Annotated in this window: 18 protein-coding genes; 14 read left to right on the forward strand and 4 right to left on the reverse strand. The window is 62.3% G+C overall.

Features of this window, described 5'->3' with window-relative positions; translation table 11 throughout:
• Positions 1-83: 83 nt before the first annotated feature.
• The gene (locus ACE10W_RS14650; protein WP_038965933.1) at positions 84-581 is read left to right on the forward strand and encodes a GNAT family N-acetyltransferase; all 498 of its coding nucleotides are present in this window, start codon (positions 84-86) and stop codon (positions 579-581) included.
• Positions 582-935: 354 nt separating this feature from the next.
• Here ACE10W_RS14650 and ACE10W_RS14655 read toward each other — a convergent pair whose 3' ends face one another.
• Together ACE10W_RS14655 and ACE10W_RS14660 are read right to left on the reverse strand one after the other, a co-directional pair.
• Positions 936-11,168 (reverse strand): VCBS domain-containing protein, encoded by a 10,233-nt coding sequence (locus ACE10W_RS14655; protein WP_304552355.1) that lies wholly within the window; start codon positions 11,166-11,168, stop codon positions 936-938.
• A 1,047-nt stretch (positions 11,169-12,215) separates the two neighbouring features.
• A complete protein-coding gene (locus ACE10W_RS14660) occupies positions 12,216-12,395 on the reverse strand; it encodes a hypothetical protein (protein WP_375762789.1) in 180 nt (59 codons plus the stop codon).
• 979 nt (positions 12,396-13,374) lie between these two features.
• Between ACE10W_RS14660 and ACE10W_RS14665 the strand changes: the two genes are divergently transcribed.
• From ACE10W_RS14665 to dhaK, 12 genes are all read left to right on the forward strand, one after another.
• Complete coding sequence (locus tag ACE10W_RS14665) at positions 13,375-14,733, forward strand: ABC transporter substrate-binding protein (protein WP_375762604.1); 1,359 nt, start codon at positions 13,375-13,377, stop codon at positions 14,731-14,733.
• A gap of 70 nt (positions 14,734-14,803) precedes the next feature.
• Positions 14,804-15,778, forward strand: coding sequence for a carbohydrate ABC transporter permease (locus tag ACE10W_RS14670; RefSeq protein ID WP_011086349.1), 975 nt, complete (start codon positions 14,804-14,806; stop codon positions 15,776-15,778).
• Entirely contained in the window at positions 15,775-16,752 is a 978-nt protein-coding gene (locus ACE10W_RS14675) for a carbohydrate ABC transporter permease (protein ID WP_051000396.1), read from the forward strand. The genes ACE10W_RS14670 and ACE10W_RS14675 overlap by 4 nt, the downstream gene beginning before the upstream one ends.
• Positions 16,749-16,949: a hypothetical protein gene (locus ACE10W_RS14680; protein ID WP_011086351.1), complete on the forward strand. Its 201-nt coding sequence runs from the start codon at positions 16,749-16,751 to the stop codon at positions 16,947-16,949. The genes ACE10W_RS14675 and ACE10W_RS14680 overlap by 4 nt, the downstream gene beginning before the upstream one ends.
• 10 nt (positions 16,950-16,959) lie before the next feature.
• Positions 16,960-18,057 (forward strand): ABC transporter ATP-binding protein, encoded by a 1,098-nt coding sequence (locus ACE10W_RS14685; RefSeq protein ID WP_011086352.1) that lies wholly within the window; start codon positions 16,960-16,962, stop codon positions 18,055-18,057.
• Positions 18,050-19,078 (forward strand): ABC transporter ATP-binding protein, encoded by a 1,029-nt coding sequence (locus ACE10W_RS14690; protein ID WP_011086353.1) that lies wholly within the window; start codon positions 18,050-18,052, stop codon positions 19,076-19,078. The genes ACE10W_RS14685 and ACE10W_RS14690 overlap by 8 nt, the downstream gene beginning before the upstream one ends.
• A 12-nt stretch (positions 19,079-19,090) precedes the next feature.
• On the forward strand, positions 19,091-19,714 hold the full coding sequence (gene dhaL / locus ACE10W_RS14695; RefSeq protein ID WP_051000397.1) for a dihydroxyacetone kinase subunit DhaL: 624 nt from the start codon (positions 19,091-19,093) through the stop codon (positions 19,712-19,714).
• Positions 19,711-20,103 carry a dihydroxyacetone kinase phosphoryl donor subunit DhaM gene (dhaM, locus tag ACE10W_RS14700; protein ID WP_011086355.1) on the forward strand — a complete coding sequence of 131 codons (393 nt, stop codon included), beginning with the start codon at positions 19,711-19,713 and terminating at the stop codon, positions 20,101-20,103. Before dhaL ends, dhaM begins: the two co-directional genes overlap by 4 nt.
• A gap of 25 nt (positions 20,104-20,128) precedes the next feature.
• The gene (locus ACE10W_RS14705; protein WP_011086356.1) at positions 20,129-20,434 is read left to right on the forward strand and encodes an HPr family phosphocarrier protein; all 306 of its coding nucleotides are present in this window, start codon (positions 20,129-20,131) and stop codon (positions 20,432-20,434) included.
• 4 nt (positions 20,435-20,438) lie between these two features.
• Positions 20,439-22,058, forward strand: coding sequence for a phosphoenolpyruvate--protein phosphotransferase (gene ptsP / locus ACE10W_RS14710; protein WP_011086357.1), 1,620 nt, complete (start codon positions 20,439-20,441; stop codon positions 22,056-22,058).
• An 88-nt stretch (positions 22,059-22,146) separates the two neighbouring features.
• Positions 22,147-22,473, forward strand: a complete 327-nt coding sequence (locus ACE10W_RS14715) for a hypothetical protein (protein WP_370163087.1) — start codon at positions 22,147-22,149, stop codon at positions 22,471-22,473.
• Positions 22,474-22,509: 36 nt separating this feature from the next.
• The gene (gene dhaK / locus ACE10W_RS14720) at positions 22,510-23,493 is read left to right on the forward strand and encodes a dihydroxyacetone kinase subunit DhaK (RefSeq protein ID WP_028170688.1); all 984 of its coding nucleotides are present in this window, start codon (positions 22,510-22,512) and stop codon (positions 23,491-23,493) included.
• Between the two features lie 170 nt (positions 23,494-23,663).
• On the opposite strand, the gene ACE10W_RS14725 is transcribed toward dhaK, so the two are convergent.
• On the reverse strand, positions 23,664-23,987 hold the full coding sequence (locus ACE10W_RS14725; RefSeq protein WP_011086360.1) for a response regulator transcription factor: 324 nt from the start codon (positions 23,985-23,987) through the stop codon (positions 23,664-23,666).
• A 136-nt stretch (positions 23,988-24,123) separates the two neighbouring features.
• A complete protein-coding gene (locus ACE10W_RS14730; RefSeq protein WP_161535486.1) occupies positions 24,124-25,059 on the reverse strand; it encodes a hypothetical protein in 936 nt (311 codons plus the stop codon).
• Between the two features lie 622 nt (positions 25,060-25,681).
• Here ACE10W_RS14730 and ACE10W_RS14735 point away from each other — a divergent pair.
• Positions 25,682-26,584: a hypothetical protein gene (locus ACE10W_RS14735; protein ID WP_304552358.1), complete on the forward strand. Its 903-nt coding sequence runs from the start codon at positions 25,682-25,684 to the stop codon at positions 26,582-26,584.
• Positions 26,585-26,670 lie beyond the last annotated feature (86 nt).

The following is a 26,670-nucleotide window of genomic DNA, read 5'->3' on the forward strand; positions in this document are numbered from 1 at the left end:
GGAAGGTATGTCCGTAACTGATCGATCTCCTGGGTCTCATCGGCGTGCAACCACCCGTCATTCATTCAATGAAAGGCCCATCCATGAGTGACCTCCTCGTCCGCCTCTACGATCTTCCCGACGTTCGGACCGAGGAGAAGATCGCTTCCCACGGGATCACGGTTCGTCGCGCGATGGCTGCGGAGGCGCATATCGTGCTTCCCTGGATTGAGAGGCATTTCTACAATCCCTGGGTGAGCGAAGCGACACGCGCCTTCACGCGCTCCCCGGTCATGGTCTGGATCGCTGTGCGGCATAACGAGTTGCTGGGCTTCGCCTGCGCCGACTGCTCCATGCGCGGCTTCTTTGGTCCGACGGGAGTAGCGAAGGCTGCTCGTGGGCAGGGCATTGGCGAGGCGCTCCTCTTCACCACCCTGCGCGGCATGCGTGAGGCGGAATATGCCTATGCGGTCATCGGTGGCGTTGGGCCCTTGGCATTTTACCGAAAGCACCTCGACGCGATCGATATCCCGGGCTCCGAAGAAAGCATCTACGGTCCGATGCTGCACGACGACAAAGGGCGAGATTTCGACGACTTTTAGAGCGGCCAGCGCCGCACCGGAAGGAAGAAAGACGTTGCCTTCGTGAAGCGCGCCCGTGCGAACGTTCCGGACCACGCGTGGCTTGGACGCTCCGTTGCGATCGATATTGCGCTCCATTTCGAGCGGCCATTCTTCTCCGTCCTAGCTACAAACTTGATCCAAAACGAGGCCGCCGCACCGTGCCGCAGGAAATTGCCGACGACCTCGCCAAGCACGGCATTGTCTTGGACGTGGACACCGTGCGGAACTGGTTGAAGTAAGCAGCGGACTTACTGCCGGGGCGAATAGTTGGCATTACGCTCCGAATATACGCGATGAGGATGCGCTCCATCGAAGATCGCGATTAACCCGCCTTTAGGCCAGATGGAAATCGTGGTAGCTGACCAACGTTCCGGTCGTCTTGTCCGCCTCGATCTGGAAGCCGGTGGGATCAAACGTACCCAACAAAGCGATGTTGGCGGTATGGGCTCCGTCGGTGATGCTCAGAGTCCCGCCGCTGCTGTCCGCGTTGGGGGTGTAGTTCAGCGTCGGCGCGCTAGCGAAGTTGAAGTCGAGAAGATCAATATGATCGTCTGCGGTCATCCCGGACACGGTCCCTGAGAAGTTGAAGGAATCGCCAAGGATGAGGGTTCCGGTTGCGCCTGCAGCAAACGTGGTATTTTCCGCCGAAGCATGTGCAAACGCCAACGTCGCGGTCCCACTGATCAGCGCTGAACCGTTGCCGCTGACGTTGCCGTCGATCGTGACGTCGCCGTCGTTGGCCCACAACACGCCCGTATTGATGACATCGCTGTGGATGACAAGCCCGCCGGCGCCGGTTGCCTCGAAGGTTCCGGAGTTGGTGATGGCGTTGGTCCCGGTATCAATGTCGAGAGAATTGGTGCCGGTAGCGATAATGGTACCCTCATTGACGAGGGTCATCACTCCATCCCCAAGGTGTCCCGCGCCGGCGATGGTGTTGTCGACGTTCGTGAGCGTGACGTCCGCGACCGTTCCGGTGATCACGTTCTCGCTGCTGTCGGTAAGTTCAACATGGCCGCCGCCCTGCAGGGTGATGCCAAGCTCGATCAACTGCAGATCGGCCTCGTTTCCGGTTGAGTTCAACTCAATGGTGCCGGTGTTGTCGATGATGCCGGATAGCGGCAGGATCGCCCCGTCGCTGATCACCATGTGGCCTGGATTCTCGGTGACCGGCGTGTGATCGAAGACGAAGTCATCAGCAGTGAGCGAAGACGCATCGACCCCGTTCAGTGTGATCGACTGGCCATCGGCGAGCGTGATCACTGCATCCCCGGCAGCATCGTTGGCCATGTGCGCCTGGATGTCGCCAAAACCGGTGAAGTTGGCGTAGCCGATCAGATCGATCTGATCCGAGGCAGCGTCGAAGCTGTAGATCACGTCATGCCCGATCGGCTGGGAGAACACGAACAAGTCGTCGCCGGTGGAGCCGGTCAGGTTGTCGTCGCCTGAGAGCGCGAAGATTGGGGAGCCTTGTCCATAGGCTTCGACGTTGTCGGCGATCATGGCCAACCCGGTGCCGCCCGTAGAATCCGTCCAAGTTTGCGATATATGCAGCGACACCGCGCCCGCGTAATCATCAAGCGTGGTGATAGTGAGTGCGGTGACATCGTTTGTCTGCACCGACCAGGTCCCATCGCCGTTGTCGGTGCCCTCGCTCAGCGTCCAACCCGCCGGAATGCCACTGACGCTGACGCTGACCGTGCCAACGTGATCCACCGGGTTTGTCAGTCCAAGGTTGATGGCTTCGCCGGCAATGCCTGCGGGAGCGAGATGTGCCTGACTGATGTTGGTCAGGGTGACCCCTACGAGATCGACCAGGATGTCGTTAGCGGCGTTCGGAGTTGTGCCGACCTGCTCAAAGACATAGCTATGGGCAGTTCCGGCGATGTTCGCGACAAAAGCAACCGCTGCGCCGGTGCCGGTGGCTATATCGTTGTTGTGAAGGTACTGCACGACGGCTGCGACGTTAGCGGTGGACGTCAGGGTTAGTGCTGACGCAAAGGCATTGGCATCATCGAATGTGATGACGCCGTTCGTGATGGCATGCGATTTCACCGTCTGACCGGAAATGGTCAACGTGGAGTCAGTACCGTTAGTGCCGGCAGTATTGGCCGTCACGTTGGTGACCGGCAGATCAAGGATGTCGTTGGTGCCGGTCGTGGCGAAGTCGTTGATCGCGTCATAGCCGGAAATCGTGCCGGCATCCCCGGAGCCCCCAACGGTGCCGAGAGATTGTCCGCTGTTAATGACAAACGTGTCGCTACCGGCTCCGCCGGTCATTGTATCAGCGCCGCTGCCTCCAGTAATGCTGTCGGCGCCGGAGCCGCCGGCAAGCGTGTCATTTCCGGAGCCGCCGATCAGCGTGTCATTCTGTGCTGAACCGGTGATGGCCGCCGCTGCGCCGGTGTTGGTGACTGTAAAGCCGTTGGCGCCGGTCGCCGCGCTCAAGTCAACGGCAAAGCCGTTGCTGCTCAGGTTTGCCGTACCAGCGTTGCTGGTCGATGACGTGGCCGTAAAGGCTGCAGTGACGGTAGCGTTGGCCGTGGCCCCTGCGCTTATGACAAGGACATCATTCCCTGAAAGATCGGTGACGCTGTCAGTGCCAGAATTGACGTTGAACGTGTCGTTGCCAGCACCACCGGTAAGGGTGTCGTTACCCAAGCCGCCGGTGAGGGTGTCGTCGCCGGAACCAGTCTTGAGAGTGTCGTCACTGTCTCCGCCGATAACAATGAAAGCTCCGGACGTGACTGCGCTTGCATCCAAATTGAGCTTTCCATTGCCACCGATACCAGTCGCGTCGACGGTCAGTGCCCCATTATTTTGGAAAGTCGAAAGGAACGTTACGTTGTCGGTATGATTTCCGCTGTTGGTGTCGACCAGTTTGAAAACTTCAAAATTTGTGAGAAAGAGGTTTCCCACGCCATTCCCAAATGTGAATGGTCCAGGGGAGCCGCCGGTGACGATGAGCGTGTCCGTGCCGGTTCCGCCGGTGATGCTATCTGTACCGTTCAAGGTCAGATTGGTTGCATTTACCGTGTTCGTGCCGCTGGCGTAGAAGATGACGTCGGTCGAACTCGTCGTCAGCGTACCCGGGTTAGGGCTGTCCTGATTGATGGTAACGGTGTCGCTATCGCTCAATCCACCCTGATCCGTCGTCGTGATCGTCAAAGTATCGGCGCCGACGAAAGTGTCGGTTGGATTGTAGAGAAGACCATTCAAGGCGTTGTTGATGTTCGCCGCCGTGCCGGAGAAGGTCATGGTCGCGTCGGTCGTACCGTCGCCGGTGGTGAACGAGAGGCCGGTGGTGCCCGATAGCGTCAGCGTGCCGTGCGCGACCGACAGCGTCACTGTCTCGGTCCCAGCGCCTACGTCAACGTCCGAGATTGAGATGAGTTTGGCGCCATTGAATGTCACGTTGGTATTTTGTACCACCTCCTGCGTACCGGGCACCGTATTCACCGGCGCATCGTTGGCGCCGTTGATGGTGACCGTGAGCACCGCGGTGTCGGTGAGATTGCCCGGGTCCTTTACGGCATAATTGAAGCTGTCGGTAATGGTCTGGCCGCTGTTGAGCGCCTGCACCGCCGAGTCGCTGTCATTCACAACATAGGTGTAGGAGCCGTTGGCGTTGAGCGTCAGCGTGCCGTGTGCACCCACTAGGCTGGAGCCTAGCGTGCCGGCCGTGCCGGAGCCTTCGACCGCCCCAGTGCGGATCGCCGATACCACCAGAGATGCGTTGGTGTTGTCGACGTCTGTATCGTTGGTCAGCACGTTGCCGGTCGCGTTCGAGCCCGCGGTGCCATTGCCGGTGCCGCCCGCGTCGGTGGCCGAGCCGGTGTCGTTGACGCCCACCGGCGCATCGTTGACCGGCGTCACATTGATCGTGTCGGTCACGGCCACGCTGTTGGCGGTCCCGTCATTGGTGATGATGGTGACAGTGCGGGCCAGGCCCGACGGGTTATCGCTGGTGTTGAGGTAGGTCACCGAGTCCAGCGCGGTCTGGTAGTTCGCGACGCTGGATGAACCGGTCAAGGTGAGCGTCCCGGTCGCCGCGTTGAACGATCCGGTGATGCCGTTCTGGTTGGTGAAGCCCAGCACGTCCTGGCCGGTGACGTAGTCGCCGGTGATCTGCACCGTCGCCGAGGCCAGATTGGCACTGTCGATGTCGGACACCGTCAGCGCAGGGTCGATCGCGGTGGCGGCCTGGTTTTCCGTGTAGCTCAGCGTATGACCAGCGACGACCACCGGCGCATCGTTGACCGGCGTCACGTTGATCGTGTCGGTCACGGCGACGCTGTTGGCAGTCCCGTCATTGGTGATGATGGTGACCGTGCGGGCCACGCCCGACGGGTTGTCACTGGTGTTGAGGTAGGTCACCGAGTCCAGCGCGGTCTGGTAGTTCGCGACGCTGGATGAACCGGTCAAGGTGAGCGTCCCAGTCGCCGCGTTGAACGATCCGGTGATGCCGTTCTGGTTGGTAAAGCCCAGCACATCCTGGCCGTTGACGTAGTTGCCGGTGATCTGCACCGTCGCCGAGGCCAGATTGGCATTGTCGACGTCGGACAGCGTCAGCGCCGGGTCGATCGCGGTGGCGGCCTGGTTTTCCGTGTAGTTCAGCGTATGACCAGCGACGCCCACCGGCGCATCATTGACCGGCGTCACCGCCACTGTCGAAGTCACAATGTTGCTGGCGTGGTTTGCCGTCTGGCCGTCATCAACCTGATAGCTGATGGTGCGGGTCGTACCCGACGGGTTGTCGCTCGAATTGAAGTATGTCACCGACTCCAGCGCCGCCTGGTACTGGGCGACAGTCGCAGAACCGGTCAGCGTCAGCACGCCGGTCGATGCGTTGTAGCTGCCTGTGATGCCGTTCTGATTGCTGAAGCCGAGCACATCCTGGCCGGACGTGAAGTTGGCCGTGATCGACACCGTCGCCCCGGTCAGATTCGCACTATCGACATCCGACGCCGTCAGTACGGTGTCGATCGCCGTCGCCGCCTGGTTCTCGGTGTAAGGCAGCGATCCACCATTGGCGTTCAGCACCGGGGCGTCGTTGGTGCCGGTCAGCGTGATGGTCAGCGTCGAGCTCGAGGTCGCGCCGTGCTCGTCGGTGACGGTGTAGTTCGCCACCACGTCGGTGGTGGCGCCCTGCGCCAGGTGCTGGTAGGCGGCATTGGCCGCGTCAAGGCTGTAGCTGCCGTCCGGGTTCAGCGTCAGGCCAGCCACCGCCGCATCGAGGCTGTAGCTCAGAGTGGCGCCATCATCGACGTCGCTGTCGTTGCTCGCGACCGTGCCGGTGATGGTGCTGTCTTCCAGGCCGCTGTTGGTATCCGCCACCGCAACCGGGGCGTCGTTGGTGCCGGTCAGCGTGATGGTCAGCGTCGAGCTCGAGGTCGCGCCGTGCTCGTCGGTGACGGTGTAGTTCGCCACCACGTCGGTGGTGGCGCCCTGCGCCAGATGCTGGTAGGCCGCATTGGCGGCATCGAAGCTGTAGCTGCCGTCCGCGTTGATCGTCAGGCCGGCGACCGCGCTGGTCTGCGCGTAGGTCAGGATCGCGCCGTCATCGACGTCGCTGTCATTGCTCGCGACCGTGCCGGTGATGGTGCTGTCTTCCAGGCCGCTGTCGGTGTCCGCCACCGCGACCGGGGCGTCGTTGGTGCCGCTCAGCGTGATGGTCAGCGACGAGTTCGAGGTCGCGCCGTGCTCGTCGGTGACCGTGTAGTTCGCCACCACGTCGGTGGTGGCGCCCTGCGCCAGATGCTGGTAGGCCGCGTTGCCGGCATCGAGGCTGTAGCTGCCGTCCGCGTTGATCGTCAGGCCGGCGACCGCGCTGGTCTGCGCGTAGGTCAGGACCGCGCCGTCATCGATGTCGCTGTCATTGCTCGCGACGGTGCCGGTGATGGTGCTGTCCTCACTGCCGCTGTTGGTATCGGCTACCGCGACCGGCGCATCGTTGGTGCCGGTCAGCGTGATGGTCAGCGTCGAGCTCGAGGTCGCGCCGTGCTCGTCGGTGACGGTGTAGTTCGCTACCACGTCGGTGGTGGCGCCCTGCGCCAGGTGCTGGTAGGCGGCATTGTCGGCATCGAAGCTGTAGCTGCCGTCCGGGTTCAGCGTCAGGCCGGCGACTGCCGCATCGAGGCTGTAGCTCAGAGTGGCGCCGTCATCGACGTCGCTGTCATTGCTCGCGACGGTGCCGGTGATGGTGCTGTCTTCCAGGCCGCTGTTGGTATCCGCCACCGCGACCGGGCCGTCGTTGGTGCCGGTCAGCGTGATGGTCAGCGTCGAGCTCGAGGTCGCGCCGTGCTCGTCGGTGACGGTGTAGTTCGCCACCACGTCGGTGGTGGCGCCCTGCGCCAGGTGCTGGTAGGCGGCATTGCCGGCATCGAGGCTGTAGCTGCCGTCCGAGTTCAGCGTCAGCCCGGTCACCGCCGCATCGAGGCTGTAGCTCAGAATGGCGCCGTCATCGACGTCGCTGTCATTGCTCGCGACGGTGCCGGTGATGGTGCTGTCTTCCAGGCCGCTGTCGGTGTCCGCCACCGCGACCGGGGCGTCGTTGGTGCCGCTCAGCGTGATCGTCAGCGTCGAGTTCGAGGTCGCGCCGTGCTCGTCGGTGACGGTGTAGTTCGCCACCACGTCGGTGGTGGCGCCCTGCGCCAGATGCTGGTAGGCCGCATTGTCGGCATCGAGGCTGTAGCTGCCGTCCGGGTTGAGCGTCAGACCGCCCACCGCGCTGGTCTGCGCGTAGGTCAGGCCCGCGCCGTCATCGACGTCGCTGTCGTTGCTCGCGACCGTGCCGGTGATGGTGCTGTCTTCCAGACCGCTGTTGGTATCCGCCACCGCGACCGGGGCGTCGTTGGTGCCGGTCAGCGTGATGGTCAGCGTCGAGTTCGAGGTCGCGCCGTGCTCGTCGGTGACGGTGTAGTTCGCCACCACGTCGGTGGTGGCGCCCTGCGCCAGATGCTGGTAGGCCGCGTTGCCGGCATCGAGGCTGTAGCTGCCGTCCGGGTTCAGTGCCAGGCCGGCGACCGCGCTGGTCTGCGCGTAGGTCAGGACCGCGCCGTCATCGATGTCGCTGTCGTTGCTCGCGACCGTGCCGGTGATGGTGCTGTCTTCCAGACCGCTGTTGGTATCCGCCACCGCGACCGGAGCATCGTTGGTGCCGGTCAGCGTGATGGTCAGCGTCGAGCTCGAGGTCGCGCCGTGCTCGTCGGTGACGGTGTAGTTTGCCACCACGTCGGTGGTGGCGCCCTGCGCCAGGTGCTGGTAGGCGGCATTGTCGGCATCGAAGCTGTAGCTGCCGTCCGGGTTCAGCGTCAGGCCGGCGACTGCCGCATCGAGGCTGTAGCTCAGAGTGGCGCCGTCATCGACGTCGCTGTCGTTGCTCGCGACCGTGCCGGTGATGGTGCTGTCTTCCAGACCGCTGTTGGTATCCGCCACCGCGACCGGGGCGTCGTTGGTGCCGGTCAGCGTGATCGTCAGCGTCGAGCTCGAGGTCGCGCCGTGCTCGTCGGTGACGGTGTAGTTCGCCACCACGTCGGTGGTGGCGCCCTGCGCCAGGTGCTGGTAGGCGGCATTGCCGGCATCAAGGCTGTAGCTGCCGTTCGGGTTCAGCGTCAGCCCGGCCACCGCCGCATCGAGGCTGTAGCTCAGAGTGGCGCCGTCATCGACGTCGCTGTCGTTGCTCGCGACGGTGCCGGTGATGGTGCTGTCTTCCAGGCCGCTGTTGGTATCCGCCACCGCAACCGGGGCGTCGTTGGTGCCGGTCAGCGTGATGGTTAGCGTCGAGGGGGCGCTGGCGCCGTGCTCGTCGGTGACGGTGTAGTTCGCCACCACGTCGGTGGCGGCGCCCTGCGCCAGGTGCTGGTAGGCGGCATTGGCCGCGTCAAGGCTGTAGCTGCCATCCGGGTTCAGCGTCAGCCCGGCCACCGCCGCATCGAGGCTGTAGCTCAGAGTGGCGCCGTCATCGACGTCGCTGTCGTTGCTTGCGACGGTGCCGGTGATGGTGCTGTCCTCACTGCCGCTGTTGGTATCGGCCACCGCCACCGGGGCGTCGTTGGTGCCGGCCAGCGTGATGGTCAGCGACGAGTTCGAGGTGGCGCCGTGCTCGTCGGTGACGGTGTAGTTCGCCACCACGTCGGTCGTGGCGCCCTGCGCCAGATGCTGGTAGGCGGCATTGGCGGCATCGAGGCTGTAGCTGCCGTCCGCGTTGATCGTCAGGCCGGCGACTGCCGCATCGAGGCTGTAGCTCAGAGTGGCGCCGTCATCGACGTCGCTGTCGTTGCTCGCGACGGTGCCGGTGATGGTGCTGTCTTCCAGACCGCTGTTGGTGTCGGCCACCGCGACCGGGCCGTCGTTGGTGCCGGTCAGCGTGATGGTCAGCGACGAGTTCGAGGTGGCGCCGTGCTCGTCGGTGACGGTGTAGTTTGCCACCACGTCGGTGGTGGCGCCCTGCGCCAGGTGCTGGTAGGCGGCATTGGTGGCATCGAGGCTGTAGCTGCCATCCGGGTTCAGCGTCAGGCCGGCGACCGCGCTGGTTTGCGCATAGGTCAGGACCGCGCCGTCATCGACGTCGCCGTCATTGCTCGCGACCGTACCGGTGATGGTGCTGTCTTCCAGGCCGCTGTTGGTGTCGGCCACCGCGACCGGCGCATCGTTGGTGCCGGTGATGTCGATCGTGACCTGCTGGGTGGCGAGGCCGCCATGGTGGTCGTCGACCTCGACCGTAAAGCTGTCGGCGAGATGCTCGCCGACGGCGAGCGCATCGACCGCGCCGCTGTCGAGCACAGTGTAATGCCAGGTGCCGTCGGGATCGACGGTGGCGGTGCCGTGGGCGGCGGCGACGCTGACCGACAGCGTGTGGGTGTCGATGGCATCGACGTCGGAGAAGCTGACCTGGCCGGTGGCGGTCTGCGCCGCGGCCGGGAGGTCGTCGCCTTCCGACACGGTGCCGGACTGCGTGGCGCTGGTGATCACCGGGGCGTCATTGGTGCCGACAATCGTCACTGTCACGGTCTGCACCGCGGTGCCACCGTGGCCGTCCGAGATCGTCACGTCGTACTTCTGAGTCAGCGTTTGGCCAGCCTGCAGATAATCGACGGCGCCGTCGGCGACCGAGAAGCTCCAGCCGATCGCGCCGCCATTGCCGGTGTCGTGGTTGGTGGTATCGAGCGTGAAACTGCCGAGGTAGCCGCCGCCCTGCGGCGCGAAGCTCGCGGTATGGCTGTCGAGCGTGTCGACGTCGGTGAAGGCCACGGCTCCGGAGGCGGTATGCGGTGTGTTGGCCGCCTCGGCCGCCGACATATCCGCCCACTCCGTCGCCAGGCCGCTCTGCGCCGACGAGATGATCACCGGCGCATCGTTGGTGCCGACAATCGTCACTGTCACGGTCTGCACCGCGGTGCCACCGTGGCCATCCGAGATCGTCACGTCGTATTTCTGGGTCAGGGTTTGGCCGGCCTGCAGATAATCGATGGCGCCGTCGGCAACCGAGAAGCTCCAGCCGATCGAGCCGCCATTGCCGGTATCGTGGTTGGTGGTATTGAGCGTGAAGCTGCCGAGATAGCCGCCGCCCTGGGGAGCGAAGCTCGCAGTGTGGCTGTCGAGCGTGTCGACGTCGGTGAAGGTCACCGCGCCGGAGGCGGTATGCGGCGTGTTGGACCCTTCGGCCGCCGACAGATCCGCCCACTCCGCCGCCAGGCCGCTCTGCGCCGACGAGGTGATCACCGGCGCATCATTGGTGCCGGTAACCGTGATGGTCAGGTTGGCAGTGCACGAGCCGCCATGATTGTCGGAATTGGTGTAGCTGAAAGTGTCGTAAACCAGCTGGTCTGCCGCTAACGCCTGCACATTGGCCTGGGCATTGTTGAGCGTATAGGTGTACGTGCCATCGGAGTTGAGGTGCAGCGTGCCGTAGGTGCCGACCACATCAGCACCGACCTTGGTGGCAGAGCCGTTGATGGCCGTGACGCTATGACTGTCGTGCGTATCGGCGTCGGTATCGTTGATGAGTACGTTGCCGCTGACTGAATTCGGCGCGGTGTCTTCCTTCACCGCACTTGTGTCGGCCGCTGCAACGGGGCCATCGTTGACCCCGGCAATTCTCACTGTGGCGGTCGCCCAGCTCAGCGTCCCATTGCCAAGCCGGATAGCGTAAATGAATGAATCTGTGAAAAAATCCCCTGCTGACAGGGCAGCGACTTGAGCGCTTAATGCTGACGCGTCATACCCGACTTTACCATCCGCCGTGATCCAGATTTTTGCGCCATTCAAGCTTGTATCGCTGCTGGTGGCTTCGACGCGCGCGGTATCCTGAGTCAGCAAATCAGCCGCACTATAGCCGCTCATGGCGCCGCTGTTATTAATGCCGTTGTCGATGGAAAAGAGGGTCTTGGCATTGCCCCCAAGGTCATTTCCCATGACATCGAAAAAGACAGGCTGAAGGTTATCCTCCGTCAGCGAAATGGATACACCGGCGGCGGTCAGGCCACTCGTAAAAATATCGTTCGTCGCTTGCGGTGTGTTGGAGAATGAAGTGGTGCTGCCGCCGCCGGTTGCCTGAGTAGCCATGTCTTCGACCTCAAGACGCGTAGAATATGAAAGTCATTTGGGAGCAACCCGAACACGGGTGAGCAACGTGACGGATTCGGGCGACCTTGAAGCGGCCCAGAACTCTGCAGTCGTGTCCTGACGAGGAGATAGCGAAGGTGCGCCGTCGCTCGACGAGGTCTGCAGATCGGCTGAATCGATCACCGGAGCCGCCGTCACCCGGGAGGCAATCGCAACTGCCATAGACAGCTCGACCGAAAGATCCGATGGTCGAGATGAACTCGAATTGTCCTTGAGGTGAGAATTAGTTTCAGACCAGCCGGCGGCTCGTAAAGACGTCGAGGTGAATAAGGCGCTGCTCACAACACACTCCACTCTGCCGATGCAGAGCAGGTGCAATCGCATTCGAAGAGCAACTCACAGGAGAGCGCCGGCAATGAGCGCCCGTTCAGCGCCTACGCGCCGCCGCCAGAAGAAACTCTGGCCTGTTGTGAAAAGATCCCGACGCCATTAACTCCTGCCCCGTTCGTGCTCGGCCTCCTGACGACCGCGCACGGCTTATGATTTTCCAATAACGTTTCTTGCTTTAGTAAGGTCCCTTCAGAGATCGAACCCGACAGTCGCCCGCGGCACAGGGGCGTTCGCACGTATGGATCAGCGTAAGAATCCCAATCCGGGCTGGAAAACGCTGTGCGCATCCCCGCGTCGGCGATTCGTTTGAAATGTGAGACGAGCAATCGCGCAGCCCCTGCTTCTCGTACATCGCGATGCTCGCTAGGAATCTCGGTCGGGGCAACGGCCCAAGAGGGGTACTCCGTCGGGACCACGTAAGACTACGGTTGCGCATGCTGATCGACCGCACCTGCGGCACATTATCGACGAATTCGCAGATAGCTAATTGGCGCTTCTTTGCCGCCCGGGGTCAGCAAGACTAAGTGCCGGCTTCTTAGTCTGGCTCAGTCTAAGCATGGCATCCGGCCCCAAGGCTTTCGCCTCCCGGTCAACGAGGAGCTGGCCGCGGAGTTCGGCGTGTCACGCGTCACGATCCGGCAGGCCGTCGAGTTGCTTTCAGCCGACGGCGTCATCGAGGCGCGGCAGGCCCGCAGCAGGCGCGGTGCGGAAGGACCGCTGGCTCAAGGTCGAAACTACACTGTCGGTTCTCGCCGATATGTACCGCGACACTTCGCTGGAGATCGTCAACATCTCGGCGAGGCACAGCGACACGCCGGCGTCTCCCGAGGACGGCAACGGCCGACTTCATGCGCCGGCTTCATTCGCCACTCGGTCCGTCGCACCGCGGCCGAAACAGGCCGTCATGCGATCAGTTGCCTAACTTGGCACAAATCGAGCCAAGCCTGACAAGTTGCTAGTGTGTTGCTGTACCTAGCTCAAATCGGCCCATGATGGATTGGAGCGAGAGTTCAAGTTCTTCAATTGCTTGGAAGGCGGCGTATGCACCGGGAGATCAAGAAAAATCTCGACACAGCCAATGTGAGCAGACCTCGTGAGATGAGATTGGGCTGCCTCGGGTCGGCGGAAGAGCATGCCCATTGTTTCCGAGGGCAGGGGAGATAGGTGAGTGCTGACGATCAGCACCAGTTGCTGGAAACATGAGGCGCCACCCTCTCATCTCGCTCCGTGCAGCCCCGCTGGTCGAACTTGCTGCACCCATGCCTGAGTTCGATCGCGTTAGCTGCGCTTTGGCGAGGTCGTTTCTGGGGCGAAACAGGTGTGGTCCGCGGCGATGGCAGACTTCGGCCGATGAGGAGACTGCTCACGCTCTTAATCGCTTTGTTGAACGTTCAGTAAAGCCATTTGCTAAACATGCTTGGCGATGGCCAACTTCTGGCTCGCCGGTTATCCAGGCGGGCTGGATTGCTCCGCGGCGCCAGATCGGCAATCGAAGCGTTCGACAAAATCCAGGCATTTTGCTGCGCTGCGAACATCCCGCTTGCGCGCGCGAACGTCGCGAATCTTTTCGCCAGGCTAGCGACAAACCGGCTTGACGGCTTCCAAAATTTAGTAATACGTTTAGTCTTATAAAAAAACTAAACATCACGCATCGAGCCGATGTGTGGGAGGAGCCCAAGCCCTTCCGGACCCGTTTCCGGAAATGGTCCGTCTCGTTCTCCACTCATCGCTCCTCAAACTCGGTTTCAGGATCTTGGCGTCGTTCCGGCAGGGAGCGCCGAGCGGGTTGGATGCTTCAACGAGAGAGGAAACGGATATGCGGACATTCAATTGGCTAAGAGGCTCGGCGGCAACCACGGTCCTCGGGACGGCGCTGCTGGGGATATTTGGCGGAGGCGAAGCCGCAGCTCAGGGCAAGCAGCTTACGCTGTGCTGGGCGGCATGGGATCCGGCCAATGCGCTGGTCGAGCTCGGCAAGGACTTTACCAAGCAATCCGGCATTGAGATGAAATACGAGTTCGTCCCGTGGACGAGCTATGCCGATCGCTTCCTCAACGAGCTCAACTCCCACGGCAAGCTCTGCGACCTGATCATCGGCGATAGCCAGTGGATCGGCGGCGCCGCCGAGAACAAGTGGTACGTCAAGCTCAACGATTTCTTCGACAAGGAGAAGATATCGATGGACGACTTCGTCCCGGCGACGGTCGTCGGCTACTCGCAGTGGCCGAAGAACTCGCCGAACTATTGGGCGCTGCCGGCTATGGCCGATGCGGTAGGCTGGACCTACCGCAAGGATTGGTTCTCGCGGCCCGAGATTCAGTCCGCCTTCAAGGCAAAGTACGGCCGCGACCTGGCGCCGCCGAAAACCTATGACGAGTTGAAGCAGATTGCGGAGTTCTTCCAGGGCCGCGAGATCGACGGCAAGAAGGTCTATGGCGCCTATATCTTCACCGAGCGCGGCTCGGAAGGCATAACCATGGGCGTGACCAACGTGCTCTACAATTACGGCTTCAGCTACGACAATCCAAAGAAGCCGTATCAGATGCAGGGCGTCGTCAATTCACCCGAGGCGGCCAAGGGGCTCGAGTTCTACAAGGAACTTTACAAGTGCTGCACCGCGCCGGGCATGACCAACGCCTACATGCAGGAGGGGCTCGATGCCTTCAAGTCCGGCCAGGTGGCGATGCAGATGAACTGGTTCGCCTTCTTCCCCGGCCTCTACAAGGATCCGAATGTCGGCGGCGACAAGATCGGATTCTTCGTCAATCCGGCCGGCCCGAATGGACACTTCACGCAGCTTGGTGGACAGGGCATCTCCGTGGTGGCGACCTCCGACCGCAAGGACGACGCGCTCGCCTATATCAAATGGTTCGCGCAGCCCGCTGTGCAGCAGAAATGGTGGCAGCTCGGCGGCTACTCGGCCCTGAAAGCGGTGGTCGATGCGCCCGACTTCCCGAAGAGCGCGGCGTTCGCGCCGCAATTCTTGGAGTCGATGGGAATCGTGAAGGACTTCTGGGCCGAGCCGTCCTACGCGCAACTGCTACTCGACATGCAGAAGCGGGTGCACGATTACGTCGTCGCCGACAAGGGTACCGCGCAGCAGGCGCTCGATCTCCTGGTCAAGGATTGGACCAAGGTCTTCAAGGAGCAGGGCAAGCAGGTCGCGTCGCAATAGGCGCGGCGCTCGCATCAACTGAACCGGTTTCCCCGGGGGTGTCCCCCGGGGAAACCGAACCAGCCAGCCGATGGACCAGATGACGACGATCCTTCAACCTGATGATGCTACGATTGCCGGCATGAGCGAGCCCGCCAAATCTCGCGACGCACGGCGCGTGCGCGGCCTTTCCGACCGCACCATTGCGTGGCTGTTCGTTGCGCCGACGATCGCGCTGTTGCTGGCGATCAACATCTTTCCGCTGGTGTGGATGATCCGGCTGTCCTTCACCAGCCTCAACCTCAGCATGTCCTATCTGCCGCTGCGGTTCGTCGGGCTCGACAATTTCACCGACATCCTCACCGACGAGGACGTCTGGTTCCGGCTCCAGACCACGGCGCAATTCGTGATTTGGTCTGTGGCACTACAGGTGGTCATCGGCTATGGCCTGGCGCTGTTGATCAACCGCCAGTTTCGCGGTCACAGCTTCTGGACCACGATCATCCTGCTGCCGATGATGTTGTCGCCGGCGGTGGTCGGCAACTTCTGGACGCTGCTGCTGCAGCCGCAGATCGGGCCCTTCAACTACGTGATCAGCCTGTTCACGGGGGTGCCGCCGAGCTCGTTCAGCATGACCGGACAGGTCTCGCTCGCGTCCTGGACCATCGTACTGGTCGACACCTGGATGTGGGCGCCTTACGTCATGCTGATCTGCCTCGCCGGGCTTCGCTCCATTCCCCACTACATCTATGAGGCGGCCGAGGTCGATCGCGCCTCGCCGTGGCGGCAATTCTGGTCGATCACGCTGCCGATGACGGTGCCGTTCCTGATGCTCGCCGTGCTGTTCCGCGCAATCGAGAACTTCAAGATGTTCGACATGGTCAACCTCCTGACGTCGGGAGGCCCGGGATCGACCACGGAGCTCGTGTCGATCACGCTGAAGCGCGCGGCATTCGAGAAATGGCGCACCGGCTATTCCTCTGCGCTCGCCATCATCCTGTTCGTGACCGTGTTCGGTGCCGCCAACATCTACGTCAAAGCGCTCAACAAGGTGAAGCAACGATGACCGCTGCACTCGCCAAGTCAGTCCTGGCCAAGTCCACCGCTCATTCCATCGTCGAAGCCTCGCCGCGTTCGAAGGCCGTGGCAGGTGGCCTCGTCATTCTCTATGCCGTGATCACGATCCTGCCGCTACTCTGGATCGTCGCTACCGCATTCAAGTCGCAGAGCGACGCCATCGCCTATCCGCCCAAGGTGCTCTTCGAGCCGACCCTCGAAGGCTATGTCAACCTTTTCACCGTGCGCACCCGCCAGACGCCGGACTTCATCGCCAAGCTGCCGCCGCCGGAGACGTGGTACGACACGCTCGTGCGCCAGCGGGACATGGTCATTGCCGGGCCATCGAAGGTCGTGCCGCGCTTCGTGAACTCGCTGATCATCGGGTTCGGCTCGACGTTCCTGGCCGTGTTTCTCGGCACGCTCGCGGCCTACGCTTTTTCGCGCTTTCGCATTCCCCTGGCTGACGACCTGCTGTTCTTCATTCTCTCGACGCGAATGATGCCGCCGGTCGCGGTCGCGATCCCGATCTATTTGATGTACCGCCAGCTCAATCTGACCGACACTAGGCTCGGAATGATCCTGCTCTACACCGCCGTGAACGTCTCGCTCGCAGTCTGGCTGCTCAAGGGGTTCATCGACGAGATCCCGCGCGAGTATGAGGAGGCCGCTCTCGTCGACGGCTACACGCGACTCCAGGCCCTGCGCAAGGTGGTATTGCCGCAGGCCGTCACGGGAATTGCGGCAACCGCGATCTTCTGCCTGATCTTCTCGTGGAACGAATACGCCTTCGCGGTTCTCCTGACGAGCGGCGAAGCGCAGACCATGCCGCCATTCATCCCATTCATCATCGGCGAGGGCGGGCAGGATTGGCCGGCGGTGGCTGCCGCGACTACGCTGTTCGTTGTCCCGATCGTCCTGTTCACCGTGTTGTTGCGCAAACACCTGTTGCGCGGCATCACATTCGGAGCTGTGCGCAAATGAGCGGTTCTGCGGTTGCCAAGGGCGGAGTGTCTCGCTGGTTCCGTCGCGGGCCTTGGGAGGCCGGCGCGATGACCCTGATCGGAGGCGGCATCATCATGCTGGTGCAGCCCTGGACGATTGATCTGTACAGCTATTCGTTCGTGACGATCCTCATCGGCACGGTCGGCTACGTGATCGTGAGCCATTTTCCGGAATAGGGCGGTCAACATGGCACAAATTCGCGTCGAAAACCTGCGCAAGTCGTTCGATCAGTTCACGGCCGTGCAAGGCTCGAACTTCACGATCGACGACGGCACCTTTTTCGCGATGCTCGGGCCCTCCGGCTGTGGCAAGACGACCACGCTGCGCATGATTGCGGGCCTCGAGCTGCCGACCGAGGGCAAGGTCCTGCTCGACGGCGAGGACGTGACGTTCCGCCGTGCCGCGGCCCGCGACATCGCCTTCGTCTTCCAGCTTTTCGCGCTCTATCCGCACATGAATGTTGCCGACAATATCGGCTTTCCCCTGAGGTGCCAGGGCATGGGCCGGCGTGCGGTCCGCGAGCGCGTGCAGGAGACGGCGCGGCTCCTGCGGATCGAGCATCTCCTGTCGAGCAAGACGTCAAAGCTGTCGGGTGGCGACCGCCAGCGCGTGGCGCTGGGGCGCGCTATGGTCCGGCGGCCCAAGGCCTTCCTGATGGACGAGCCGCTCGGGGCGCTCGACGCCGAGTTTCGGCATCTGATGTGCGGCGAGCTTCGCGACCTCCATGATCGCATTGGTGCAACTACGGTCTACGTGACACATGACCAGCTCGAGGCGATGTCAATGGCGGACCGGATTGCCGTCATGAACAAGGGGCGCGTCGAACAGATCGGCTCGCCGCAGGAGATCTATGACCGGCCCGCGAGCATGTTCGTGGCCGATTTCATCGGCTCGCCGTCGATGAACTTCTTGCGCTTTGAGGGCGGCCTACGATCCGGAGATCGGGCCATCGCCTTCCATGATGCCAGCATCGCGGTCCCGGAGATCCGCGAGGATCGCGCGAGCGCGCCGCTGGCGCTCGGGATACGCCCGGAGCATATCCGTTTCGCCGATGCAGCACCCGTCCGCGGCGAGGTGTTCGGCGCAGAATATCTCGGCACGACGCAGATCGTCACGGTCGACACGGCGCATGGACGCGTCGCTGCCCGGCTGCCCTCCAGCGCGTCGGTGCGGATCGGCGAGACGGTCGGTCTCGAATTCCATTCCGAGCGACTGGCGTTGTTCGATGTTGGCAGTGGCATGGCGATCCGGACCGCCAATGAGGGGAGCCCCCGCCATGGCTGACGTCATTCTGCGCAACATCAGCAAGCGCTTCGGCACGATAGAGGCGGTGCGCGAGCTCTCGCTGGCGATCAATGACGGGGAATTCCTGGTCCTGCTTGGGCCGAGCGGCGCCGGCAAGACCACGACGCTGCGGCTGATCACCGGGCTCGAGAGCCCCGACACCGGTTCGGTCATGATTGACGGCCATGACGTGACGCATGATCCGCCGGGATCGCGCGATATCGCCTTCGTCTTCCAGCAGTACTCGCTGTATCCGCATCTCACTGTCTATGACAATCTGGCATTCCCGCTACGCTCGCCCGCGCGGCGCGTGCCCGAGCCCATCATCCGCAAGCGTGTCGAACAGACGGCGGAGCTGCTGCATATCGCAAGCAAGCTGAACAACCGTGCAACCCGCCTGTCCGGCGGTGAGATGCAGCGGGTGGCGATCGGCCGCGCATTGGTTCGCGATCCCGCGATCTACCTGATGGACGAGCCGCTCTCGTCGCTGGATGCGAAGCTCCGTTCGGAGCTGCGTCTCGAGCTCAAGCGGATCCAGCTCGAGCTTGGCGCGACTATCCTTTACGTGACCCACGACCAGGTCGAGGCTATGACCATGGCCTCCCGGATCGGCGTGATCAAGGATGGCCAGCTCCTTCAGCTCGGCACGCCGCGGGAGATCTACGAAAGCCCCTCCAGCTCCTATGTCGCCTCGCGTCTCGGTACGCCGCAGATCAATTTCCTTCCGGCACGTCTCTTGTCCGACGTGTCGGTGCCGCCGGAAACGGAGACCGTCGGCATCCGTACCGAGCATCTGAAGGTCGGTGCGCGCAATGGCGGACGGATGGTCGGCCGCGTCCACCGGGTCGAGCACCTCGGCGAACAGAATCACGTTCATCTGGACTATAAGGGCGAAATGCTGGTGACGCTTGCGGATCCGCATCAGCAGCCGCTAAAGGCAGGTCAGGAGGTCGAATTGCACCTGGTACATCCGCTCTGTTTCGATCGCGCGGGGCGACGCATCCCCGCGATGATTCTCTAGAGGATCATGTCGATGTCGCTGCAACCTGGGACGTTCAAGTCGTTGATCAAGGTGGCCGCAGAGCAGGTTATCGCCAGTGCGCCGGAGCTGACGAGCCTGGATCAGGCGATCGGCGATGGTGACCACGGAATCAACATGAAGCGCGGATTCGAAGCGGTTCTGGGCAAGCTCGATGCGATCTCCGCGCAACCGCTCGACGAGGCGCTGAAGATGATCGGCAAGACCCTGGTGATGACGGTCGGCGGCGCGTCCGGGCCGCTTTACGGGAGCTTCTTCCTCGCCGCCGGCGAAGCGCTCTCGCACGACAAACACTTACCGGACGACCTCGCGGACGTTTTCGGCAGTGGCGTGAACGCGGTGAGCGCGCGTGGCCGGTCGCAGGCCGGTGAGAAGACGATGCTCGACGTGCTTGTTCCCGTCCTGGAAACGCTGAGGACTGCGGCCGGCCAGCCGGATCTGATCGCGCGCGTCCGGACCACCGCTGCCGAGGCGGTCGAGCGGACCGCGCCGATGCAGGCCACCAAGGGGCGGGCGTCGTTCCTCGGGCCACGCAGCGTCGGGCACGTCGACCCCGGCGCCCGCTCGAGCTGCGTACTCGTGCAGGCGGTCTGCGCGAGCCTGGAGGGACAGCAATGACCGACACTGTGGGTATCGTGATCGTCTCGCACTCGAAGGACATCGCCAAGGGCACCGCCGACATGGTGCGGCAGATGGTCGGCAGCGAGGTCAAGGTGGCTTTTTGCGGCGGCAATCCCGACGGCGGATTGGGCACCAGCGTCTCCCTGATCATCGACGCCATTAATGATGCCTGGTCTGCCAAGGGCGTCGCAATCCTCGTCGACCTCGGCGGGGCCGAAACCAACAGCGAAATGGCGGTCGAGATGCTGGAGCCTGCGCGGCGCGATCTCGTTGTCGTATGCAACGCGCCGATCGTCGAGGGCGCCGTGATGGCGGCAACCGAGGCCGCAGGCGGCAGCTCACTGGCCCAGGTCAAGGCCGTGGCCGAGGAACTCTCTGCCGACTGAGACGTCGGCGAAGCGATGATGGAAGATGAGCATGCTGGACAAAGCGGACGGAAAGATTTTCACCGGAAATGTGCGGCTGGTGCACGCGGTTGGCATGCACGCGCGCCCCGCGGTCAAGCTGACCAAGCTCGCCAAGAAGTTCCAGGCCCAGATTTCCGTGCGGGTCGCAGGCGCGGCCGAGTGGATCAATGCCAAGAGCGTGGTCAAGATCATGGCGATGCGTGCGGCCCACGGCAGCACGATCGAGATCAGGGCGTCCGGCAGTGATGCGGAAGCCGCCGTTGCGGCGCTGGTCGACCTGATCGCAACCGATTTTCCGGACGGGGCTTAGCAGCATGCAGGGTAGCGCGACAGGACTGGCCTACCGCGGCAGAACCGCCTCGATCGGCTTTGCCCATGGCCCGCTCGTCCGGGTCGGCGCGGACACCAACGGCGAGCGTGTCGCGGGCAACCTGGCTGAAGAGGCGCTTGCGCTTCGTGCTGCGATTGACGCGGCAAGCGGGCAGATCGCGGATCTCGCCGGGATCGCCGGCGGCGAGGCTGCACAGATTCTCGAATTCCAGGTCGCGCTGCTGGAGGATGAGGATTTCATCCAAGCGATCTTCGCATCGATTGGCGATGGCGATCCGGCGGATGTCGCATGGCGTTCGGCGCTCGACGCGCAGATCGCGGACTACAATTCAGCTGCGGACGAATATCTGAAGGCGCGCTCTTCGGACCTTGCGGACCTGCGCGACCGCGTGATCAACATTTTGCGGGGCGATGGGGGCCCGGCGCTGGAGATTCCGAGCGGCGCCGTCGTCTGCGCCGACGATCTGCCGCCCTCGCGATTCCTGGAGATCGACTGGTCCGGCGGCGGCGGTCTGGCGCTCTTGCGTGGCAGTCCCACGAGCCACGTCGCGATGCTGGCGCGCGCGCGGGGCATTCCCATGGTCGTGCAACTCGGCGCCATTCCGGACGTCAGAGCCAACGCGCTGCTCGATGGTGAAGGCGCGACGCTCGAGCTCGATCCCAGCGCGGAGCAGGTTCGCCTGTTCGAGAAGCGGCGCGAAAGCCATCGCAAGAGCAGGGCGTCCGCCCGTGCGATCCTGCGGCGGCCCACCGCATCATGGCGCGGCGAGCGGATCAAGCTGTTTATCAACATCCAGCGCGTCGACGATCTCGAGCATCCCGACGCGCAATATGCCGATGGGATCGGCCTGATGCGCACCGAGTTTCTGCTGACGGAGAGGGGCAGTTTGCCCGATGAGGAGACACAGTTTCAGGCTTACGATGCGGTGCTGCGTTGGGCCGACCAGCGCCCGGTCACCATTCGCACGTTTGACGCGGGCGGCGACAAGCCGGTCGCCGGCTTTACGCTGGACGGCGAAGCCAATCCGTTCCTCGGAGTTCGGGGCTTGCGGCTTTGCCTGGCCCGGCCCGAGATCTTTGCCATTCAGCTCCGCGCGCTGGCACGGGCCGCCGTGCGCGGAAACCTCAAGGTCATGTTTCCGATGGTCACGTCTGCGGCTGAGCTCGAGGCGGGGCGGAAGCTGTTTGCCGATGTCGTGCAGCGCTTGCAGGCGGACGGCATTGCCGCGATGCTTCCCGAGCTGGGAATCATGGTCGAAGTCCCGGCGGCGGCCCTGGCTATTACGAGCTTCAAGACGTCCTTCTTCTCGATCGGCTCGAACGATCTCGCGCAATATGTCCTCGCCTGCGATCGTTCCAATGGAGCGCTTGCCCCCTTGATGGACCCGCTGCATCCGGCGGTGCTCGAATTGATCGCGCGGACCGCCGAGCATGGGCGGCGCGCCGCGATCAGCGTCAGCCTATGCGGCGACATGGCAAGCGATCCGCGCTGCCTTCCCGCATTGCTGAATTGCGGCTTGCGCGAGCTATCTGTGAATGCATCGGCGCTCGCGCAGATCAAGCAGACGATCGACCGGCTGAGCAGCGGAGGGGGCCTTGACTGACACGGCGATCGATGAGCCGGCAGAAGCCGGCGCTGTTGCAGTTTACAAGCGCATCTTCAAGGAAGTGCTGGAGAGCCGCCCCTCGGGCATGCGGCTGCGTCTGGCGCATGCCATTGGGAAGAACCGCAGCTTCGTCAGCCAGATCAGCAATCCCGCCTATCCGGTGCCGATACCCGTGCAACATCTCAATACGATCTTCGATGTCTGCCACTTCCCTCCGCAGGCGAAGACCGCCTTTCTTCGCGCATATGCACGCGCGCATCCGCGCCGGATCGGCCGACTGACCGAAGGATCGCATGAGCGGACCTTGACGCTGCATTTGCCAGATCTCGGCAGTGCGAAGCGGAACGCCGAGCTCGATGCGCTGCTCCAGGAATTCGCGCGGCGCTTGATTGCCATCATGCGGGAAAAATAAGGCGTGAGGCCAAAGGGAAGAAGCGGGGAGGAGACAATGAAGAAGTTCATCAATTCGGTCGACGGCGTGCTTGCGGAGAGCCTCGACGGACTTGCGGCCGCGCATGCCGATCTCGTCGCGCTTGGGCCGGAGCGGAAATTCGTGCGGCGCCGTGAGCTGAACCCGAAGAAGGTCGCACTCGTCTCGGGCGGCGGCAGCGGGCATGAGCCGCTGCATGCGGGCTTCGTCGGCTATGGCATGCTCGACGCCGCCTGCCCGGGACAGGTCTTCACGTCGCCGACGCCGGACCAGATCGTCGAGGCCGCTCAGGCGGTTTCGGGTGAGGCCGGCGTGCTGTTCATCGTGAAGAACTACGCGGGTGACCGCATGAATTTCGAGATGGCGGCCGAGATCGCCGAGGGGCTCACGGCGACCATCGTCACCGACGATGACGTCGCGGTCGAGAACTCGACCCACAGCATCGGGCGTCGCGGCGTGGCTGGCACGCTCATCGTGGAGAAGATCGTCGGCGCGGCGGCCGAGAAGGGCGCCGACCTCAAGGGCTGCGTTGCGCTCGGCGAGCGCGTCAACGTGCGCACGCGTTCGATGGGCGTGGCGCTGACGAGCTGCACGGTCCCGGCTGCGGGCACGCCGACCTTCTCGCTCGGCCAGGACGAGATGGAGATGGGGGTCGGCATTCACGGCGAGCCGGGACGCCGCCGCGTCAAGCTGGAGCGGGCAGACGCGATCGCGGACGAGATGACGACGGCGATCGCGCAGGATCTCGACGCGCGCGACGGGGCCGAGGCCCTCCTGCTCGTCAACGGATTTGGCGGAACGCCAACGATCGAGCTCTATCTGATGTACAACGCGGCCCGCCGGATGCTTGAGAAGCGCGGCTTGCGCATCGCTCGCTCGCTGGTCGGCAGCTTCGTCACCTCGCTGGACATGGCCGGGTGCTCGCTCACCGTCAGCCTGCTCGATGCTGAGACGACCGCGCTCTGGGACCATCCCGTGCGCACGGCGGCATTGAAATGGTAATCGCGGTTGTGAGCGGCAGGTGATCGCTTTCGCGCCGGCGAAGGATCAGCGGCGACGGCCCACTCCCGCTTCGGATTGTGCCAGTCTTCCCTCACTGAAACTTGCCGCGTCTCGCGGACACGGCGTCTCTTTCGCATTGACTGGGAAGCGTCGATGCAAAGTGTGTTGCCTCAAAGAAAACGCAGCGATTTGGAAACGTACCCCTTGACGCCGATGTCGATCGCGGTTGCCACGAATACAGGATCGTCGTTGACGCTAAACATCACGATGCGCGCTTCGGCATCTCTTCCAAAGATCTGTCGAGCGAGCTCCATGCCGGAGACGGATGGCAGGTTGATGTCTATGGCGCAGACCTCAGGAGGTCCGGCAATAAAGGACGCCAATCCACTGGCCGCATCTGCCGCTCCTGTGACGATGAAGCCTGCCTCGTCGGCAAACAAGGCCTGGCAAGCAGCTATGATGATGGGATGATCGTCGACGATCAGTACTCGCATCAGGCTCCGTGCAGCGATATTGGTGGCCTAGACGATGTTGCAGTAACGCGCATCGCAGGCGGACATTACCGACGGATTACGACCGCGAGGCCCGCGCGGCCTCAACGTGCTGAAGGGATGCCGAGAATGATTGTTCTCACCATGCGTTGAAGTTGGTGACGAGTTGCTTATCCAAGGACAAGCTTTCCATGCCACTGGAAAGCAAAATACCGCTTCGGTTATGGTGTCCACTCCCGGGCATGTTTCGTTTGTGGTGCAAGAAGTGCCCGATCTCGTGCGCCATTACACCAATGAACGCTTCGCCAAGATCGAACACGGGCGGATTACCTTGGTCAACAACCACGAATACCTGCTCATCAGGCAGATACTCCCCAGCCGCCTCAGTATCCATTGCAGCATAATCACCGACCAGAAAGCAGGTGAGATCGGCGCCGCGCCTCTTCAATGGTGCGATATCCTTTCGAAAAACATCCCGCGAGATTTTTGGTCCTAAGGCTTTCTGGACCGTAATCCATTTGGCATCGACCAGCGTGAAAAAGATGTTCGTCTGAGCCCCGAAGACCCAGTTCAGCCTGGTGAGGAACCAGGGCACGTCATCCGGCGTCCATTTCGTGGCGTTGATGACTTTGCCTGACTGATCGAGGTGCTTGAGAAATCTGAACGCGATCGTGAAGTCTTTGCGCTGCAGAATGGCGACCTCCAACTTGATGGCCGTGTTGCCGCGCGCGGCTTTGAGTTCCGGAATACCGACACCTTTGGCAACGACCTTGAGGCCGCGCGCACTGCCATCCAGTCGCGCAGTGCGATACAGCGCTGTACGCAGGCGCAGCAATTGATCATCGCGCTCCTGACCTTTTTGCTCTCCATAGCGACTGTTGATGTATTCCCGAGCGACGCGTTCGACTTGCTCGAAACGCACATCCTCAACCTGTAACCGGTCGCGATCATACGATAGGTGAACGTCCTTGCTGTCGCGCAGGCAGACCAAGTTGAAGCCTCCCCGAGGAACGATCATGAAGCTTTGCGCCGCGTACACACCAGAATCCTGCAAGAACTGAGCGAAGCTTGCCATAGCTTTCCCAAACCTTAGATCACGATAGTGTCGCGCTCGGACCACCGCGCCGGGGATAACCATCCGTCACCATTGCTCGCCGGTTGAGCCAGCAACATACTGGAAATTAGCCATGCGGGGCAATGCGCTGGCGTCGATTTTGCGGTCTGGACTTCGTTGGCGGTTGCGAGGGCGAGCGAGTTGTACGTCGAGTGGCTATTCTGACAGCGGATGTCGTTAGCTATTCACGCCTTATGGCGGTGACGGGCGCGGCGCGCTAGCGACGCGGAAAACCGTCTGCCAAGACGTCGTAGACTCAACGATTGCGAGCCACGGCGGGCGCATCATGAAGACTACCGATGACGAGTTGCGGTTCATTAGGTATACTGGCGATGCGTGCCGTCTGCTCTTCGACGGAAAACCATGCCTGGCGTTGGCGACACATGGAAACGCAGCAACACAACTGCCGATTTTCATCGGGGAACATCATATGCTCCCGGCTGGATGCGGGCCGCACGTGAAGGAGAATCCCGGCAAATCTTCCCGACTACACCGGCCGAAGTCCAGTTAGGAGTAACCTGCCGTTTCTTTTGCCGGAGCGTAGCCGGACGACTATTGCTCAACCACGCAAGGAAGGTAGGTCATGCCACTGACCGAAGGCGACGTCCTGGACACACTCAGCGACTCGGTTGCGCTTGGCATCGAGTTTTACGTCGACAAGATCCATATCAAGGGCGAGTACTTAACGACAGTTCGCGATCACATTCGTGCCGGCAATATATTGGTGAAGGGCGGCACTCAGGATCTCGCCTTCTACGATCAGGCCACGGATATTCTCTTGACGCAGAAGAAGTCGCCTCCCGCAAATGATAGCGATCGGGCGCTGCTCCTGCATGAATGCGTCCACGCCATGATCGACGTCTACGATCCTGACGGCGCTGTTACGCGCCACATGGGCGAACTGGCCGCCTACCTCACTCAAACGACATATAGCGTTCGCAGGAATCCGTCGTCTAACCGCAACGGCACCGCCCCCTGGGACAAATTCTGGGGCGACCTCTACGCCACGGTGCGCGCCAACAAGCTCGACACCAGCGCGGGCAACGGCGTCCGGATCCCGTCGGCGACGCTCGAAAATCTGCGCCGGCAACTCGCTGCGCTGCCTTTTGTGAACTATGGAAAGTTCGCTAAAGAGGCGACCGGCGTGTCGGATGGGCTGATCCGCAGGAACTTATTTCTGTCGAGCGATGAACCTGTGTCCATGCGATCATCGAGCGTTTCCCACGAAGCTTATGTTGATCCGAGCGATGACTATTTGATACGCACCTTGATGGATGCCTACGCGAGCACCGATGTTAGAGGTTATGGCAGCCGCCTGCGCCGGCTACGTGGTGATTTTCTCTATTGCTCGCTGTCTCGCGCCCATGAGCTCCAGAAGAGGTTCTCGGTGCGGAAGCGTGGAGACCGGCTCTCCGAACTGTTTCACGATCGCCTGTCGCATGGCGGCCGCGCAATTCTTCTCCGTGTGCTTGCGCTGCGAAGCTGACCAGCACGCTGGACAAGTCGGAAAAGTGCTCTCAAGAGGAAGAATGCGCTACCGCACCGCGTCGAATTCTCGGTGTGTTGGTGCAT

This window comes from Bradyrhizobium sp. B025 (assembly GCF_042257955.1).
Classification (GTDB): Bacteria; Pseudomonadota; Alphaproteobacteria; order Rhizobiales; family Xanthobacteraceae; genus Bradyrhizobium; species Bradyrhizobium diazoefficiens.